Annotated in this window: 13 protein-coding genes and 5 pseudogenes; 9 read left to right on the top strand and 9 right to left on the bottom strand. The window is 49.2% G+C overall.

The genetic code is table 11. The features are described from left to right. Both BHE85_RS25530 and BHE85_RS25525 read left to right on the top strand, forming a co-directional pair. Window positions 1–287: IS1 family transposase (locus BHE85_RS25530; RefSeq protein ID WP_242412331.1), on the top strand; the 287-nt coding region annotated here is incomplete at its 5' end. Between the two features lie 144 nt (window positions 288–431). After that, window positions 432–690 (top strand): annotated as a pseudogene (locus BHE85_RS25525) (DUF2534 family protein). Window positions 691–739: 49 nt separating this feature from the next. Here the strand turns inward: BHE85_RS25525 and uspE are convergent. From uspE to abgA, 6 genes and pseudogenes are all read right to left on the bottom strand, one after another. Next, on the bottom strand, window positions 740–1,690 hold the full coding sequence (gene uspE / locus BHE85_RS25520) for a universal stress protein UspE (RefSeq protein WP_001262128.1): 951 nt from the start codon (window positions 1,688–1,690) through the stop codon (window positions 740–742). Window positions 1,691–1,841: 151 nt separating this feature from the next. Next, entirely contained in the window at window positions 1,842–2,594 is a 753-nt protein-coding gene (fnr, locus tag BHE85_RS25515; protein ID WP_000611911.1) for a fumarate/nitrate reduction transcriptional regulator Fnr, read from the bottom strand. A 194-nt stretch (window positions 2,595–2,788) separates the two neighbouring features. Then, window positions 2,789–3,304, bottom strand: a complete 516-nt coding sequence (gene ogt / locus BHE85_RS25510) for a methylated-DNA--[protein]-cysteine S-methyltransferase (protein ID WP_000945013.1) — start codon at window positions 3,302–3,304, stop codon at window positions 2,789–2,791. Window positions 3,305–3,314: 10 nt separating this feature from the next. Then, window positions 3,315–4,841: pseudogene (gene abgT, locus BHE85_RS25505) on the bottom strand (p-aminobenzoyl-glutamate transporter). 36 nt (window positions 4,842–4,877) lie between these two features. Continuing rightward, window positions 4,878–6,323 carry a p-aminobenzoyl-glutamate hydrolase subunit AbgB gene (abgB, locus tag BHE85_RS25500; RefSeq protein ID WP_001156462.1) on the bottom strand — a complete coding sequence of 482 codons (1,446 nt, stop codon included), beginning with the start codon at window positions 6,321–6,323 and terminating at the stop codon, window positions 4,878–4,880. Further along, a pseudogene (abgA, locus tag BHE85_RS25495) lies at window positions 6,323–7,623 on the bottom strand (p-aminobenzoyl-glutamate hydrolase subunit AbgA). Before abgA ends, abgB begins: the two are co-directional and overlap by 1 nt. A gap of 175 nt (window positions 7,624–7,798) precedes the next feature. Between abgA and BHE85_RS25490 the strand changes: the two are divergent. Both BHE85_RS25490 and smrA read left to right on the top strand, forming a co-directional pair. After that, on the top strand, window positions 7,799–8,707 hold the full coding sequence (locus tag BHE85_RS25490; RefSeq protein WP_000885456.1) for a LysR family transcriptional regulator: 909 nt from the start codon (window positions 7,799–7,801) through the stop codon (window positions 8,705–8,707). A 329-nt stretch (window positions 8,708–9,036) separates the two neighbouring features. Continuing rightward, on the top strand, window positions 9,037–9,600 hold the full coding sequence (gene smrA / locus BHE85_RS25485) for a DNA endonuclease SmrA (protein ID WP_001046827.1): 564 nt from the start codon (window positions 9,037–9,039) through the stop codon (window positions 9,598–9,600). Window positions 9,601–9,620: 20 nt separating this feature from the next. Here the strand turns inward: smrA and dgcM are convergent, their stop codons facing one another. Further along, window positions 9,621–10,853, bottom strand: a complete 1,233-nt coding sequence (gene dgcM / locus BHE85_RS25480; RefSeq protein ID WP_000628065.1) for a diguanylate cyclase DgcM — start codon at window positions 10,851–10,853, stop codon at window positions 9,621–9,623. Between the two features lie 193 nt (window positions 10,854–11,046). Between dgcM and ydaN the strand changes: the two genes are divergently transcribed. The 4 genes and pseudogenes from ydaN (at window position 11,047) to dbpA (ending at window position 13,910) form a co-directional block, all read left to right on the top strand. Further along, entirely contained in the window at window positions 11,047–11,094 is a 48-nt protein-coding gene (gene ydaN / locus BHE85_RS27950; RefSeq protein WP_211180494.1) for a protein YnaN, read from the top strand. Window positions 11,095–11,107: 13 nt separating this feature from the next. Then, complete coding sequence (gene zntB / locus BHE85_RS25475; RefSeq protein ID WP_000387388.1) at window positions 11,108–12,091, top strand: zinc transporter ZntB; 984 nt, start codon at window positions 11,108–11,110, stop codon at window positions 12,089–12,091. A gap of 274 nt (window positions 12,092–12,365) precedes the next feature. Then, window positions 12,366–12,507, top strand: a pseudogene (gene ynaL / locus BHE85_RS28150) (proline-rich small protein YnaL). Between the two features lie 29 nt (window positions 12,508–12,536). Beyond that, window positions 12,537–13,910 (top strand): ATP-dependent RNA helicase DbpA, encoded by a 1,374-nt coding sequence (dbpA, locus tag BHE85_RS25465; protein WP_000123759.1) that lies wholly within the window; start codon window positions 12,537–12,539, stop codon window positions 13,908–13,910. A 128-nt stretch (window positions 13,911–14,038) separates the two neighbouring features. On the opposite strand, the gene ttcA is transcribed toward dbpA, so the two are convergent. Together ttcA and BHE85_RS25455 are read right to left on the bottom strand one after the other, a co-directional pair. Next, window positions 14,039–14,974, bottom strand: coding sequence for a tRNA 2-thiocytidine(32) synthetase TtcA (gene ttcA, locus BHE85_RS25460; protein WP_001157420.1), 936 nt, complete (start codon window positions 14,972–14,974; stop codon window positions 14,039–14,041). A 51-nt stretch (window positions 14,975–15,025) separates the two neighbouring features. Then, complete coding sequence (locus tag BHE85_RS25455) at window positions 15,026–16,261, bottom strand: tyrosine-type recombinase/integrase (protein WP_004984192.1); 1,236 nt, start codon at window positions 16,259–16,261, stop codon at window positions 15,026–15,028. Window positions 16,262–16,335: 74 nt separating this feature from the next. Here BHE85_RS25455 and BHE85_RS25450 point away from each other — a divergent pair. Then, window positions 16,336–16,654 (top strand): annotated as a pseudogene (locus BHE85_RS25450) (transposase); the annotation flags it as partial.

Here is a 16,654-nt window from a genome sequence, read left to right as displayed (position 1 = left end):
ACGTCTTCGGTGAACGCACTCTGGCCACACTGGAGCGTCTTCTGAGCCTGCTGCCGGCCTTTGAGGTCGTGGTATGGATGACGGATGGCTGGCCGCTGTATGAATCACGCCTGAAGGGAAAGCTGCACGTTATCAGCAAGCGTTACACTCAGCGCATTGAGCGACATAATCTGAATCTGAGACAACATCTGGCAAGGCTGGGACGGAAGTCACTGTCGTTCTCAAAATCGGTGGAGCTGCATGACAAGGTCATCGGGCATTATCTGAACATAAAACACTATCAGTAAGTTGGAGTCATTACCTAGCTAACTAATCAATGCGTTGATTGTAAATCCAGCTAAGAGGTGAGGTTTTCAGAGCAGACAACGGTGAAATGTCATGGTATTGTTACGTTTAGGTAACAAGAAATTTGTCTGCACAAGGATTACATCATGATTATGGCGAAACTGAAGTCAGCGAAAGGGAAGAAATTTCTCTTTGGTTTGTTGGCGGTTTGTCATTATTGCGGCGTCGGTTGTGACTCGCGCGACTATCGGCGGCGTTATAGAACAGTACAATATTCCGCTGTCTGAGTGGACGACATCAATGTATGTGATTCAGTCATCGATGATTTTTGTTTATAGCCTGGTCTTTACTGTGTTGCTGGCAATCCCGTTGGGAATTTATTTCCTTGGCGGCGAAGAGCAGTAAGTAAAAAATAGGCCCGATAACTCGGGCCTTGTCAGTTATTGAAGAGTCGTTAATCGTCTTCTTCGTCATCCAGTTCAACGGGTGTCTGATACTGGTCAGGTTTAATGACCAACAGATCGCAGCGAAGATGATCAATCACCTGTTCCGCCGTGTTGCCGAGGAATGCTGCTGAAATACCGGTGCGTCCTACCGTGCCCAGAACCACAATCCCCGCCTGTAAGTGCTCCGCCAAATCAGGAATAACCTCTTCGGGCAGACCTTTTTCTACGTGCGTCATGTTTTCATTAATGCCGAATTTCTGCCGCAGGGCTTTCATTGCCAGCAAATGTTGCCCACGAATGGCATCGTTATAAACGCTCGGCTCAAATTCCGGCAGTTCAATCGCGATATTAATTGGCGTTACTGGGTAAGCGCCAACCAGATGAACTTCGGTATGGTTGACTTGTTCTGCCAGTTCGATCGTCTCTTTGACCAGTTTTTCATTGAGCGCATTATGATACGGCTCTTCACTGGCGAGATTCACCGCCACCAGCGCCTTACCTCCTTCCGGCCACGGCTGGTCTTTCACCATCCACACCGGGCTTGGGCATTTGCGTAACAGATGCCAGTCCGTTGGCGTAAAAATCACCGCTTCCAGACGGTCATGTTGGTGCGCCATTTTTAGCACCAAATCGTGCCCGCCGCTGATCACTTCCTGAATGATGGCTTCGAAAGGACGGTTATGCCAGACCACTTTAATTTCAATGGGAACGCCAGCATTGAGATAATATTTTGCCTGCTCGTGGATCCAGGCTGTACGCTGGCTGATGACGCCCTGACGCATAGCGGTACGTTCGTCCGGGGAGAGCAGGGTGGTCATTTCGTATGAGAAGTCATAGATCGGCAAAAAGGCTTTAATTTTGCCACCAATCCGTTGATGTAAATAAACAGCTCGCCGCAATGCTGGTTGGTCGTCCTGGTTAGGATCGATAACAACGAGCATGTTCTGATACATAGCCATACAGGGTCTCCTTACAACAACTGTCAACGCAGTTTGTAATTAAAAGATTAACCCATATCTGGTGAATGAAACAGTGATGAACCTTCTGCCAGATCAATAAATCAGAAAAATTTAATGATATGACAGAAGGATAGTGAGTTATGCGGAAAAATCAGGCAACATTACGCGTATGACCAGCAAGCTGGGCCAGCGCATCGTTATTTTCGATGGTGATGTATTTACCTTTGACTGCCAGCATACCGCTTTTCTGGAAGCGACCTAGCAGACGGCTGATGGTTTCTACCGTCAGGCCCAGATAGTTACCGATATCGCCACGAGTCATCGTCAGGCGGAATTCACGAGGGGAGAAGCCGCGTTGGGCAAAACGACGGGACAGGTTGTAGATGAATGCAGCCAGACGTTCCTCGGCATTTTTCTTCGACAACAGCAGGATCATGTCCTGATCGCCTTTGATTTCACCGCTCATCAGACGCATCATCTGCTGACGCAGATTCGGCATTTTACCGGACAAATCGTCCAGCGTTTCGAACGGGATTTCACATACCATCGAGGTTTCCAGCGCCTGAGCGAAGCTCGGGTGATGGCCGCTGCCGATGGCGTCAAATCCCACCAGGTCGCCAGCTAAATGGAAACCAGTGATTTGCTCGTCGCCTTGCTCAGTGATGGTATAACTTTTAATCGTACCGGAGCGGATGGCATAAAGCGATTTAAGTTCATCACCAGCCTTAAACAGCGTCTGGCCTTTCTGAATAGGCTTCTTCCGCTCAATGATATTATCAAGCTGATCAAGCTCATGTTCGTTGAGTGTGAACGGGATGCAAAGCTGGCTGATGCTGCAATCCTGGCAATGGATAGCACAACCGCCAGACTGAATGCGCCGTATAATTCGCTTTTCCGGGATCATAGGTCTGCTCAAGCCGTAATTGATATTTGTCAATTTTAACATCTTTTTAGGGAGCAAGTAAGTCTAAGCAAACCTTAACAGCAGAGAATTCCGATATTAGATGTAAATATATGTCTATCTATTTGAAAACCATTAAGTTGTTAAGGGTAACTTTACATAAAAGTGTGAACAAGCTGGCACAAATTGTTTAATGTTTACAGCAAAAGATAACCTTCGTGGCGCAATAACCACTCTTTTCGCTGAACTCCGCCTGCATATCCGGTCATGGTGCCGTTTCGGCCAATAACCCGATGGCAAGGTACGACGATGCTGATGGGATTCGATCCGTTTGCCGCACCAACGGCACGCGCCGCGCCAGGGCGGCCCAATTGTTCAGCCAGTTGGCCGTAATGCATTACCTGCCCGCAGGGGATAGTGCGTAGAGTTTTCCAGACTTCGCGCTGAAATGGCGTCCCCCCTGTGGCAGTGGGAAGCGTATCAATAATGCTAAGATTACCGGCAAAATAATCACTAAGCTTGTCGCTTAAACCGCCTGGGTTGGTGGCAGAAATGCGCTCATAGCCTTCTTTGCGATAATGGATGTCCAGCAGCTGCACCATGCGTTCGCTGTACTCTTCCCATTCAACCGCCCGCAGGCGAAATTGCTCATCGCAAATCACCCACAGTGGACCCAGTGGCGTGGCAATTTTTTCTTCAAGTAATCTCAGCATCCGTTCTCTCTTAAGACAAACGTGGGTAAATCCCCGGACCTATCGGCAGACCAACAAGATACCACGCCAGCAACATCAGCAGCCATACCACCAAAAAGATAAGCGGATAGGGCAAGACTAACGAATAGTAAGTACCCAGTTTCGCGTCTGGTTTGTAGCGTTGCAGGAATCCAAGAAACAGTGGAACAAAAGGAGATACCGGCGCTAAAGGCAATACGGATGAGTCGGCAATACGAAAGAGGATTTGCGCAAATGCCGGGTGAAAGCCAAGTAGCATAAACATTGGTACGAAAATGGGGGCCAGAATCGACCAGATTGCGGAACCACTGGCAATAAACATGCATAAGAAAGAGGAAAGCAACGCCAGACCGACAAACGCCGGGATGCCGCTAAGCCCTGAACTTTCCAGTATATCGGTCAGCCCCACGGCGATGAATTTCCCCATGTTGCTCCAGTTAAACATGGCGACAAACTGGGCGAGGGGAAAAACCATCACGATAAATCCCGCCATCTCTTTCATCGGTTCAATCATTAAATGCGGTAAATCCGCCTGATGTCGAATTGTGCGGGTAGCGATGCCATAAGCCAGCGAAACCACAAAGAAAAAAAGAATGATTAGTGGCACGATACCTTTAATAAAGGGTGATGGCATCACGGTGTGATTAATCGGATCGCGCAATATCCCGTTTTCCGGGATCACCATCAGCGCGATCGCAGCAATAAAAAGTAGCGATACGACACCTGCTATGCGTAAACCAAAACGCTGACTTTCGGTCAATGTCTGCAGTTTCTCATCGCTGTTTCCCTGCCATTGACCTAACCGTGGCTCGATGATTTTGTCGGTTATCAGGCCGCCAACAATCGTCAGTACGACTACGGAGCTGGCCATAAAATACCAGTTATCAATTACACTGACGTGCATTTGCGGATTGAACGCAGCCGCCGCTTCCGTGCGGATCCCCGACAGCAACACGTCGGTTGTGACAATCAGTAAATTAGCCGTAAAGCCGCAACCTACGCCTGCAATGGCAGCCAGTAAACCTGCAACTGGATGCCTGCCCACCGCCAGAAAAATCAGCGCACCCATCGGTGGCATGATCACTAACGCCGCATCGGAAGAAATGTGGCTGAAAAAAGCAATAAACAGCACCATATAACTGGCGTAGCGGACATTAACATGCGATGCCATTTTAACCATTAGCGCTGGCAGTAAGCCGACGCGCTCCGCCAGACCGGCACCTAAAACCAGCGCCAGGATCGCACCAAGTGGAGCAAAACCGCTAAAGTTTTTAATAACATTGGGTAAAAACCAGTGTAATCCTTCCACACTGAGCAGGTTTTTCACCACCACCGGCGTTCCATCGGTCGGGTTTTTCGCACTGACGCCAAAGGCCGACAAAATTGCCGTCGTCACCATGAGTACGATAATCAAATAGATAAAGAGCAAAAAAGGATGGGGAACCTTGTTACCAATTCTTTCGACCCAGCCATAGAGCTTCCCGGATTAGGAGGACGACGGTATGGATGACATACTCATGGGCATTCCTCGGTTGTTGTGTTTGCGTTGTTGTTGTTATTTTAAAGATGACAGTGTCACGTTTTTTGGGATAGGGCAGTGATACGGTTGCGTGTCCGTAACTTGCTGATGCTCTTGTTGGCATTCTTGCAATAGCCCTGAATCAATGAAGAGATTGAGTGTGGTTGCTGCCATAGTTTTCGCCGCCAGCAGCATTCCTTTATGAGCAATAGATGTTCGCCCCTGGCTAACCAGTTGCCACGTATGTAGCGGTGTACCGACGGCAAAACAGGGGCTGAAACACTGGGCAACAGGCAGTTTCCAACTGACGTCGCCGACATCAGTCGATGCCGCAAGCACGTTATCGGTGGCGGCATATGGAGCGACCTCATTCGCCAGTACCGTTTCACGATGACGTAGTGCAAAAGCCTTGCCGTTTTCGCCACCGGTTGCGGCGATATTATTCAGACTGTTTTGCCGATCGTTGGGGGGGAGCGTAGCCTGAATTTGTTTCGTAAAAGCCAGTTCTTCGGAGTTCCATTCCGGGGTACCAAAATGGGATAGGGCATGGTACATGGCATTTTCTAAGGTGCGATTCGGGAGATAACTGGAACAGGCTTTGTCGAAGCGGCATTCAACCGTGGTTTCGGTCATCAATGCCGCACCTTCGGCGATTTTGGCGACCCGATCATAAATATGCTGCACGTCGGTCATTTCGGGGGCGCGGATAAGATAAAGCACTTCTGCCTGCGCCTGGACCACGTTGGGCGAGATCCCGCCGCTATTTGTGATGGCATAGTGTACGCGCGCTTTTTCAATAATATGTTCGTTGAGGAAGTTGGTGCCAGTGGTCATCAACGTTACGGCATCAAGGGCGCTGCGTCCCAAATGAGGGAAATTCGCGGCATGTGCTGCGATCCCTTTAAAGCGCCATGATGCCTGAATGTTTGCCAGCGTGCGGGTATTGAACATACCGGCAAAGGCTTCCGGGTGCCAAGTGAGTGCCGCATCCACATCATCAAATACCCCCTCGCGAACCATGAACGTTTTACCCGAGCCGCCTTCTTCGCCAGGACAACCATAAAAGCGCACCGTGCCGCCTTGCCCATATTGTTCCAGCCATTTCTTGACGGCTATTGCAGCGGCAAAGGCGGCGGTTCCCAGCAAATTGTGTCCGCAACCGTGACCATTTTCACCGGGCGTCACGGATGTAGGTTGCGCGCAACCTGCTTGCTGACTTAAACCTGCCAGGGCGTCATATTCTCCCAGCAGGGCGATAACCGGTTTGCCTTGACCAAACGAAGCAATAAAGGCATTTGGGATATAGCCTACGTTGCGGGTAACGGTGAAGCCTGCAGATTCCAGCGCCGAAGCCAGATGCTCCGCTGACCAGAACTCTTCAAAACGTGTTTCTGGATGATCCCAGATTTGATCGGCAATATCGGTATAACGTTGGCGATCGGCTTCAATCGCATCGTCGATAAAACGATAGATTTCCTGCATCAGATACCTCGCGTCCAGGGAAAATTGAGCGCGGTGCGCGCCAGCGTTTCGACGGCAATAGCGAGAACCTGCTCGTCAAAATCGAATTTTTCGTTGTGATGACCTGCCGCCAGCTGTGTGCCAAACACCACGTAGGAGGCTTGCCCTTGATGTTGCTGCACGCGGGCCATCATTAATGTGGCATCTTCGGAACCCGCAGGCGCTTCAACACGTTCAATGGCCTGATTGCCCCCCGCGACCTGAGCCGCCTGACTTTGCAACCATGCGACCCATTGCGGCGAAGGAGAACTGGCGGTAGCTGCACCCATCAGACGAGTTTCAACGCCGACACCATACATGGTTGCTGCGCCCTGAATCGCTTGTTGTGCACGGTCAAAAACATATTGATTAATGACGTCGCTGGCCCCGCGTGTTTCCACTTTCAGCAACGCCGAGGCAGGAACAACGTTACGACCGCTTCCTGCCTGCATAACGCCCACGTTTACTCTGGAAGCTCCGGGGCGATTGCATGCAGTGCAAGAGTGGCTTGTGCTGCCGCCAACAAGGCATTGTGACCGTCTTCTGGTTTTGCGCCTGCGTGAGCGGCGGTACCGGTGAAGTGCGCGTCAAATTTGGTGGTTGCCATAAAATTATCACTGCCGCACACCACGGTGCCCGCAGGTACGCCAGTGCCAATGTGCACGGCAGTAAAATAATCAACATCATCTACGACACCTGCATCGACCATCGCCCGCGCGCCACGCGTACCTTCCTCTGCAGGCTGAAAAATCAGTTTGATGACGCCATGTAGTCCGGACTCGAATTGTTTAAGGGTATGCGCTAGCCCAAGCCCAATGGCGGTATGTCCATCATGACCACAGGCATGCATCATTCCGGCGTTACATGACGCAAAACCGTCGCGGTAGGGGCGATGGCTGACATCCTGCTCTTCACTGAGATCCAGCGCGTCCATATCGACACGGAAAGCCATCACCGGACCGGGGCGACCGGTATCCAGGGTGGCGACGATACCAGTGAAACCACCTTCAAAAACCGCAATCCATTGTGCTAGCGCACCCTGTTGACGAGCGCGCTCGAATTCGCGTTGTAGAGTGAGTTCATCAGGTAGTCCCATCCGGCTACTTTCATTAACTACTTCGCGGCCCAGCGCCAGTGAATAGCCGAGCTGCTGCAATTCTTCCGCAACAAGGGTGGCAGTGCGGAATTCCACCCAGCCAGACTCTGCATAGTGATGAAAATCACGTCGCCAGTGCGATAATTTTGGGGCAAGCGAATTAACAAATTGATTCAAAGACTCCATAACCTTTCCCGTCATCAGTAAAAAGTGTGACCCGGTTCACGTAGCGATAGTTTTTACTTATCACTAACTGATTTTTCACAGTTTTAACCGTTCATAAATTACCCTGACACAATCATCTGCATTAAAGTAGATGCCAGTTTCTTTGGTCTGATAAATAACGGTTATCGGTGGCGTCATGGCTTTTCAGGTAAAAATTCATCAAATTCGTGCTTTTGTTGAAGTGGCTCGTCAGGGCAGCATTCGCGGAGCGAGCCGAATGTTGAATATGTCGCAACCGGCACTGAGTAAATCTATTCAGGAGTTGGAAGAAGGATTAGCGGCGCAACTCTTTTTTCGCCGTAGTAAAGGCGTGACGTTAACTGATGCCGGTGAAAGTTTTTATCAGCACGCCAGTCTTATTCTTGAAGAGCTGCGCGCAGCCCAAGAGGATATTCGCCAACGACAAGGGCAACTGGCAGGGCAGATTAATATCGGCATGGGGGCCAGTATTTCCCGCAGTCTGATGCCAGCTGTCATATCTCGTTTTCATCAGCAGCATCCGCAGGTAAAAGTACGCATTATGGAAGGGCAACTGGTGTCGATGATTAATGAATTGCGTCAGGGAGAATTGGATTTCACCATCAATACCTATTATCAGGGACCGTACGACCACGAATTTACTTTTGAGAAATTACTGGAAAAGCAATTCGCGATCTTTTGCCGCCCGGGACACCCCGCCATTGGTGCCCGTTCGATCAAACAGTTACTGGATTACAGCTGGACAATGCCGACGCCACACGGCAGTTACTACAAACAGTTGAGTGAATTGCTTGACGATCAGGCGCAAACGCCACAGGTCGGTGTAGTCTGCGAGACGTTCTCAGCCTGTATCAGTCTGGTGGCAAAAAGCGATTTTCTCAGCATACTGCCTGAAGAAATGGGCTGCGATCCCTTGCACGGACAGGGGCTGGTGATGTTGCCGGTTAGCGAAATTTTACCGAAAGCGGCCTATTATTTGATTCAGCGGCGTGATAGTCGCCAGACACCACTGACCCCGTCATTAATCACGCAATTCCGGCGAGAATGCGGCTATCTGCAAAGTTAAAACTGCATAAAAAAATAGAGTCTGTCGACATCCGCCAGACTCTACAGTACACACAGCAGTGCATCCGCGTCTTAAGTCCGGCATTGTCTCCTCTGCGCCGGTGACTGTGTTATAACGGTTTTAACCTTTAGTTGCCAATTTTCTTCAGTGACAGATTTCACGAAAATATAAGTTACATTATTAATATCGTGAATGAATAATCATGCATAAGCATTTTGCTTAAAATATCGGCAATATTTGGAACTTATTACTGGAATTTTTGGTAATACGTTGTTGGACCGACCCGGTCTGGTTATCATATCGCGCTCTTAATTGCGGGAGGATGTAACATGAACCTTGACGACAAATCGCTGTTTCTTGACGCCATGGAAGATGTCCAGCCGCTGAAACGTGCTACAGATGTCCACTGGCATCCAACGCGTAACCAACGTGCGCCGCAGCGTATCGACACGCTGCAGCTTGATAATTTCCTCACCACCGGATTTCTCGACATCATCCCGCTAAGTCAGCCGCTGGAGTTTCGGCGGGAAGGGTTGCAACATGGGGTGCTGGATAAGCTGCGCAGTGGTAAATATCCGCAACAGGCGAGCCTGAATCTTTTGCGCCAGCCGGTGGAAGAGTGCCGCAAAATGGTGTTCAGTTTCATTCACCAAGCCCTGGCGGATGGTTTGCGTAATGTGCTGATTATTCATGGTAAAGGGCGGGAAGATAAATCGCATGCCAATATTGTCCGCAGCTATGTGGCGCGCTGGCTGACCGAATTTGATGATGTTCAGGCATATTGCACCGCGCTACCGCATCATGGCGGCAGCGGGGCGTGTTACGTCGCACTACGTAAAACGGCGCAGGCGAAGCAAGAAAACTGGGAGCGCCACGCTAAGCGCAGCCGTTGATCTCGAGACGCATCCGCGGCTTATGCCGCCAGCACGCGGTTGCGTCCATCATTTTTCGCCCGATACAAAGCATCATCAACGCGTTTAAACAGTTCATCGATGCTTTCATTTCCTTCGTGATGCGCCACACCAATGCTGACGGTAAAACGTGGTAAGCCCGAAATACTCACTTTGGCCACGCTTACACGGATAGTTTCAGCCAGCGAAAGCGCGGTATCCAGTGGGGTTCTTGGTAGCAATAAGACAAACTCTTCGCCTCCCCAACGAAACACCAAATCGCCTTTGCGAGCGCAACTTTCGAGGGTGCGGGCGAGGGCGCATAACACCTCATCACCTTTAGAATGCCCATAGAGATCGTTAATGTGTTTAAAACGATCGGTGTCGATGAGCAACAAGCTGTAATCCTGGGCGATGGCGAGGTGCTGCATTTGGCCTGGTTCCGTAATGTGATAAAACTGTCGCCGATTCAGTAATCCGGTCATCGCGTCATGGTGAGCAGCATGTTCCAGCTGCTCCTCCAGCCGTTTTTGCTCAGTAATATCATGCACAATACATAACATGAGCTTGTCGCCATAAATTTCAATCGGCCCGGCATAGGTCTGCACATGACGAGTAGATCCATCCGCCAGTTTATGAACAAAATTCAAAGGTTTATGACCGCCGGGTAAATGCGAAATTTCATGCATGATAGGCATGACGCGACGCCCGAGCATATTAATTTCCCAGGTATGTTTCTGGCACATCGTTTCATGGTTATAACCGTAGAAATTGAGCGCGGCGAGGTTAGCATCGACGATTTGGCCATCTCGTGAGGGGTCAATCAACAACATTGGTGCAGAGTTAGTCAGAAAAAAGCGCGCATAAAAACCTTGTTTTTTGCGCTGATAATTTGCCGAGCGACTGGCTTTTAAACCCAGCGTTGCCGGCGCTTCGATACCTTCGAAAATAATCACCGGTTCTGTTTCTGTCAGCTCTCGCAAAACAAGCCGACAGCTTAATGCTGTTTCCTCTTCTTTACGCTGAACAGTGAGGATTTCGATAATATCGTGTTGGTTTTGCAGATCGGAGAGGTATTTCGGCAGTTCTTTTTGTGAGGAGACGGAATAGGGTCCGGTTCGTAGCTGACTAAACGTGAGGTCTTGCATCAACAGTCGCGCCGCGCTATTGGCATAAATTAACTGTTCCTCAAAGGGCGAAACAATCCAGACAGGACTGGTGAGTAAGTCCAGGGTATTGAAGTTGTGCGTAATCATTGAGATCCCGTTATTTTTATCAATTTTTGTTGCTATCCGATCGCAAAAAAGCCACGTCATATGATCAGATAATTCTGATAATGATAGACGCTATTTAACACTTCACACGGTTTGTATACGGAAAAGCATTTTGCTTTTTGTATTCAATTTAGACAGAATTTTATTAATCATTTCAGGGTAATGGGGTGATGAGATGTTGCGTAACAGGGCCAGAAGGCTAGACTACAAAATAATGCGTTGATGATGGAGGCACTGTGGAAGCGATTAAGGGATCGGACGTTAATGTCCCGGATGCAGTATTTGCCTGGATGCTGGATGGTAGAGGCGGCGTTAAACCGCTGGAAAATACAGATGTGATTGATGAAGCGCATCCCTGCTGGCTCCACCTTAATTATGTACACCATGATAGCGCCCAATGGCTGGCGACAACACCGCTGCTTCCCAATAACGTACGTGATGCGCTGGCAGGCGAGAGCACACGGCCCCGAGTCAGCCGTCTCGGTGAAGGCACGCTGATTACATTGCGCTGTATAAACGGCAGCACCGATGAACGCCCCGATCAACTGGTCGCCATGCGTGTATATATGGACGGGCGGTTAATTGTTTCGACCCGACAACGCAAAGTGCTGGCGCTGGACGATGTGGTGAGCGATCTGGAAGAGGGCACGGGTCCGACCGATTGCGGAGGGTGGCTGGTGGATGTGTGCGATGCGTTGACCGATCATTCCAGCGAATTTATCGAGCAGCTGCACGATAAAATTATCGACCTTGAAGATAATCTCCTTGATCAGCAAATTCCACCGCGTGGATTCCTGGCTCTGCTGCGCAAACAATTAATCGTGATGCGTCGCTATATGGCACCGCAACGTGATGTTTATGCTCGTCTTGCCAGTGAACGTTTGCCGTGGATGAGCGATGACCAACGCCGTCGGATGCAGGATATTGCCGATCGCCTTGGGCGCGGTCTTGACGAAATCGACGCCTGTATAGCACGGACTGGCGTGATGGCGGATGAAATCGCTCAGGTGATGCAGGAAAATTTAGCTCGTCGTACCTATACAATGTCATTGATGGCAATGGTCTTTTTACCCAGTACCTTTCTGACAGGGTTATTTGGCGTCAACCTTGGTGGGATCCCTGGCGGCGGGTGGCAATTCGGATTTTCAATTTTTTGTATTCTGTTAGTTGTTCTTATTGGTGGTGTTGCTTTATGGTTGCATCGTAGTAAATGGTTGTAACAAAAGCAATTTTTCCGGCTGTCTGTATACAAAAACGCCGCAAAGTTTGAGCGAAGTCAATAAACTCTCTACCCATTCAGGGCAATATCTCCCTTGCAGGTGAATGCAACGTCAAGCGATGGGCGTTGCGCTCCATATTGTCTTACTTCCTTTTTTGAATTACTGCATAGCACAATTGATTCGTACGACGCCGACTTTGATGAGTCGGCTTTTTTTTGCCTGTTATTTATCAGCGTCTACCCTTTAAGAGTCCACCCAATGACCGGAGGGAAATATGACGACACTTATTTATTTGCAAATTCCTGTCCCTGAACCGATTCCTGGCGATCCTGTTCCAGTGCCCGATCCGATCCCTCGCCCGCAACCCATGCCTGACCCACCACCCGCGTAGATCTGCGAGGATACGCGCCTGCTAACTTTGCGTCGATGACCACGAGAATAGATTGTGACCGCTTTTTCTACCCTGAATGTTTTGCCTCCCGCCCAACTCACGAACCTTAATGAGTTGGGTTATTTAACTATGACGCCGGTGCAGGCCGCCGCGCTTCCGGCGATCCTTGCCGGAAAAGATGTTCGCGTGCAGGCGAAAACCGGCAGCGGCAAAACGGCGGCTTTTGGCCTCGGCTTGTTACAGCAAATTGATGCGTCGCTATTTCAAACCCAGGCTTTAGTGCTGTGTCCTACGCGTGAACTGGCGGATCAGGTGGCAGGTGAATTGCGTCGGCTGGCGCGTTTTCTGCCAAATACCAAAATTTTGACGTTGTGCGGTGGTCAACCGTTCGGTATGCAGCGTGATTCGTTGCAACATGCGCCGCATATTATCGTGGCAACGCCGGGTCGTTTGCTGGATCACTTGCAAAAAGGCACGGTATCACTGGATGCGCTGAATACTTTGGTGATGGATGAGGCCGACCGCATGCTGGATATGGGATTTAGCGATGCCATTGATGATGTCATCCGTTTTGCGCCTGCATCTCGACAGACGCTTCTGTTTTCGGCAACCTGGCCGGAAGCCATCGCCGTAATCAGCGGACGAGTGCAACGCGATCCTTTGGCGATTGAAATTGACTCAACAGATGCTTTGCCACCCATTGAACAACAATTTTATGAGACATCCAGCAAAGGCAAAATTCCTCTGTTGCAACGGTTATTAAGCTTGCATCAGCCATCCTCTTGCGTGGTGTTTTGCAATACCAAAAAAGATTGCCAGGCTGTCTGCGACGCGCTGAATGAAGTAGGGCAAAGTGCATTGTCATTACACGGCGATTTGGAGCAACGCGATCGCGATCAGACCCTGGTACGTTTTGCTAACGGTAGCGCCCGTGTACTGGTTGCGACTGATGTTGCTGCGCGTGGTCTGGATATTAAATCGCTTGAGCTGGTGGTGAACTTTGAGCTGGCGTGGGACCCTGAAGTTCATGTACATCGCATCGGCCGTACAGCTCGTGCAGGAAATAGCGGTCTGGCGATCAGTTTCTGTGCTCCGGAAGAAGCACAGCGGGCCAATATCATTTCTGACATGTTGCAGATAAAACTTAACTGGCAAACGCCGCCAGCTAATAGTTCCATTGTGCCGCTGGAAGCAGAAATGGCAACGTTGTGTATCGATGGCGGGAAAAAAGCCAAAATGCGCCCGGGTGATGTATTAGGTGCACTGACAGGAGATATCGGGCTTGATGGCGCAGATATTGGCAAAATCGCCGTGCATCCGGCGCATGTCTATGTCGCGGTCCGTCAGGCTGTTGCTCATAAAGCATGGAAACAGTTACAGGGCGGGAAGATTAAAGGAAAAACGTGCCGGGTGCGGTTATTAAAATAATGAAATGTTGAATTGCCGGGTGCAAGAGTAAACATCTTCTTCGGCATTGCCGGATGCGACGTTGGCCGCGTCTTATCCGGCCTCCATAAGAGTAGCCCGATACGCTTGCGCATCGGGCGCTATCCTGGTTATTTCACTTCAACCACATTCAGCCGTAACTCATCCAACTGATTTTCATCTTCTTCTGGCTGCCAGCCCGCCGGTTGTAGTGGGATCTCTTCGCGATCAAACGCCAGATCACCCCCGTTAACCACTTCAGAACCGTGGGTGATGCCTTTGAAATCGAACAGGTTGGTATCGCACAGATGCGACGGCACCACATTCTGCATCGCGCTGAACATCGTCTCGATACGCCCTGGATAACGTTTATCCCAGTCACGCAACATGTCAGCAATCACCTGACGTTGCAGGTTAGGCTGTGAACCGCACAGGTTGCACGGAATAATCGGGAACGCTTTTGCATCGGCAAATCGCTGAATATCTTTCTCGCGGCAGTAGGCCAGCGGACGAATAACGATATGTTTGCCATCATCGCTCATCAGTTTCGGAGGCATACCTTTCATCTTGCCGCCGTAGAACATATTTAAGAACAACGTCTGCAGGATATCGTCACGATGGTGACCCAGCGCGATCTTCGTCGCCCCCAGTTCCGTTGCGGTACGATAAAGGATACCGCGACGAAGGCGAGAACACAGTGAGCAAGTGGTTTTGCCCTCTGGAATCTTCTCTTTCACGATACCGTAAGTGTTCTCTTCGACAATCTTGTACTCAACGCCCAGCTTTTCAAGATACACGGGCAGAACGTGTTCTGGGAAGCCCGGTTGCTTTTGATCGAGGTTAACAGCCACCAGCGAAAAATTGATTGGCGCGCTTTGCTGCAAATTGCGCAGAATCTCCAGCATGGTATAGCTGTCTTTACCCCCTGAGAGGCAAACCATGATGCGATCGCCTTCTTCAATCATATTGAAGTCAGCAATGGCTTCGCCCACGTTACGACGTAGACGTTTTTGTAATTTGTTCAGGCTGTATTGTTCTTTCTTTGTAATTTGTTGATTTTCTTGCATTATTTCAGTTCTCTGGTACTAAATGGGGCAAATTGGGGGCAAACTTTGCAACTACGATAACCGCGCATTCAACATGGCTATCTGTTCGTCGTTCATGTCATCAATCCACATACCGTAAATTTCATACACCATTTGCGCAGTTTCATGCCCCATCTGGCTGGCTATAAATGCCGGGTTCGCTCCTGCCGTCAACAGCCAGCAGGCAAAAGTATGTCGCGTATGGTACGGATTACGGCGGCGAATACCAGCACGTTTTACTGCTGCATTCCATCTTGCACCCAAACTGCTTACCGAGTAATAAGGTTTCTGTTTTTCGTTACACACCCTGGGCATGAAAACAAAATGCAGTTTTTGCTTTTCAGTTCTGCCGTACTCCCGATGATAAAAAGTGATTTCGCTTTTGCGATGATGCCCGGTCAGTTTGTATTGCTCCTTCAGTGCTTCAAGAGCCGGCTGCAGTAATGTTACCGTCCGGATCCCGGCATTTGTTTTTGGGGGACCGAACATATCAAGTATCGTCAGGTTTCTTCTGACATTCACAATTCCCTTCTCGAAATCCACATCCTCCCACGCCAGAGCTGCCAGTTCCCCGTGACGAAGCCCGGAGTAAACGGCAAATTTCCACAAGTTTTGGCTCTGTCCTTTTTCACTTTCCATTAATGCATTGAATTCTGTTTTAGATAACGGGTCAGGTTTTATTCTGTTTCGCTGTAATTTTTTTACTCCTTCAAATGGTTTGGTTGATATAAATCCCGACTGATACGCAAAACGTAACAACGAACAGAGCAGGGCGATATAGCTATCAACTGTGCGCACGGTTCTTCCTTTTTTGTTGGATCTTGGATTATCTAGGTAAAGCGTTTCTCCATGCAGCAGTTCATTCCGGTAGTTTAAGATATCGCTATAACGAATATGCGATATCGGGGTACTCTCACAAATTATTATCCTGAGTGTTTTTAATTGTGATTTCGTTTTCTTCATTGTGTTTGTTGTTAACTCTGTCTCTTTAATTTTTGTCCAGATATCACAAAGCTCCCCGAATGTTTTTATGACCCTCGTTGTCACCATTTTTGCCCCAGTGCTGGACTGGGGAAAACGTCTTAAATACTCAAATTCACCGGAACTGATTTCATGAACTATCAACGCTCTTAAATTCCCGGCCTTTTTAATGTTACTGTTAGTAATCTCCCAGCCTTTCAATGTTTCCCGACATCGTTTTCCTCGAAACATGAACCAGATGCGAATGTATTTACCTCGAATCTCGACACCTGTTGGTAATTTAGACATATCATGAGTCTGAGGTAGCCTGAGTTTAACGGACACTCCTTCCTGAAATAGAATGGCATCAGAAGGAGCTAATAATGAGCAGAAAAAACCAACGTTACTCTAAAGAGTTCAAAGCCGAAGCTGTCAGAACGGTTCTTGAAAATCAACTTTCGATCAGTGAAGGCGCTTCCCGATTATCCCTTCCTGAAGGCACTTTAGGACAATGGGTTACCGCCGCCAGAAAAGGGCTCGGTACTCCTGGTTCCCGCACGGTGGCTGAACTGGAATCTGAAATTCTGCAACTGCGTAAGGCGTTAAATGAAGCTCGCCTTGAGCGAGATATATTAAAAAAAGCAACAGCGTATTTTGCACAGGAGTCGCTGAAAAATACGCGTTAATCGAACAATGGCGACA

The sequence above is a fragment of the Shigella sp. FC1567 genome (assembly GCF_001743015.1).
Taxonomy (GTDB): domain Bacteria; phylum Pseudomonadota; class Gammaproteobacteria; order Enterobacterales; family Enterobacteriaceae; genus Escherichia; species Escherichia coli.
The sequence above is the reverse complement of the archived record's forward strand: the minus strand, read 5'-3'. Positions and strand labels throughout refer to the sequence as shown.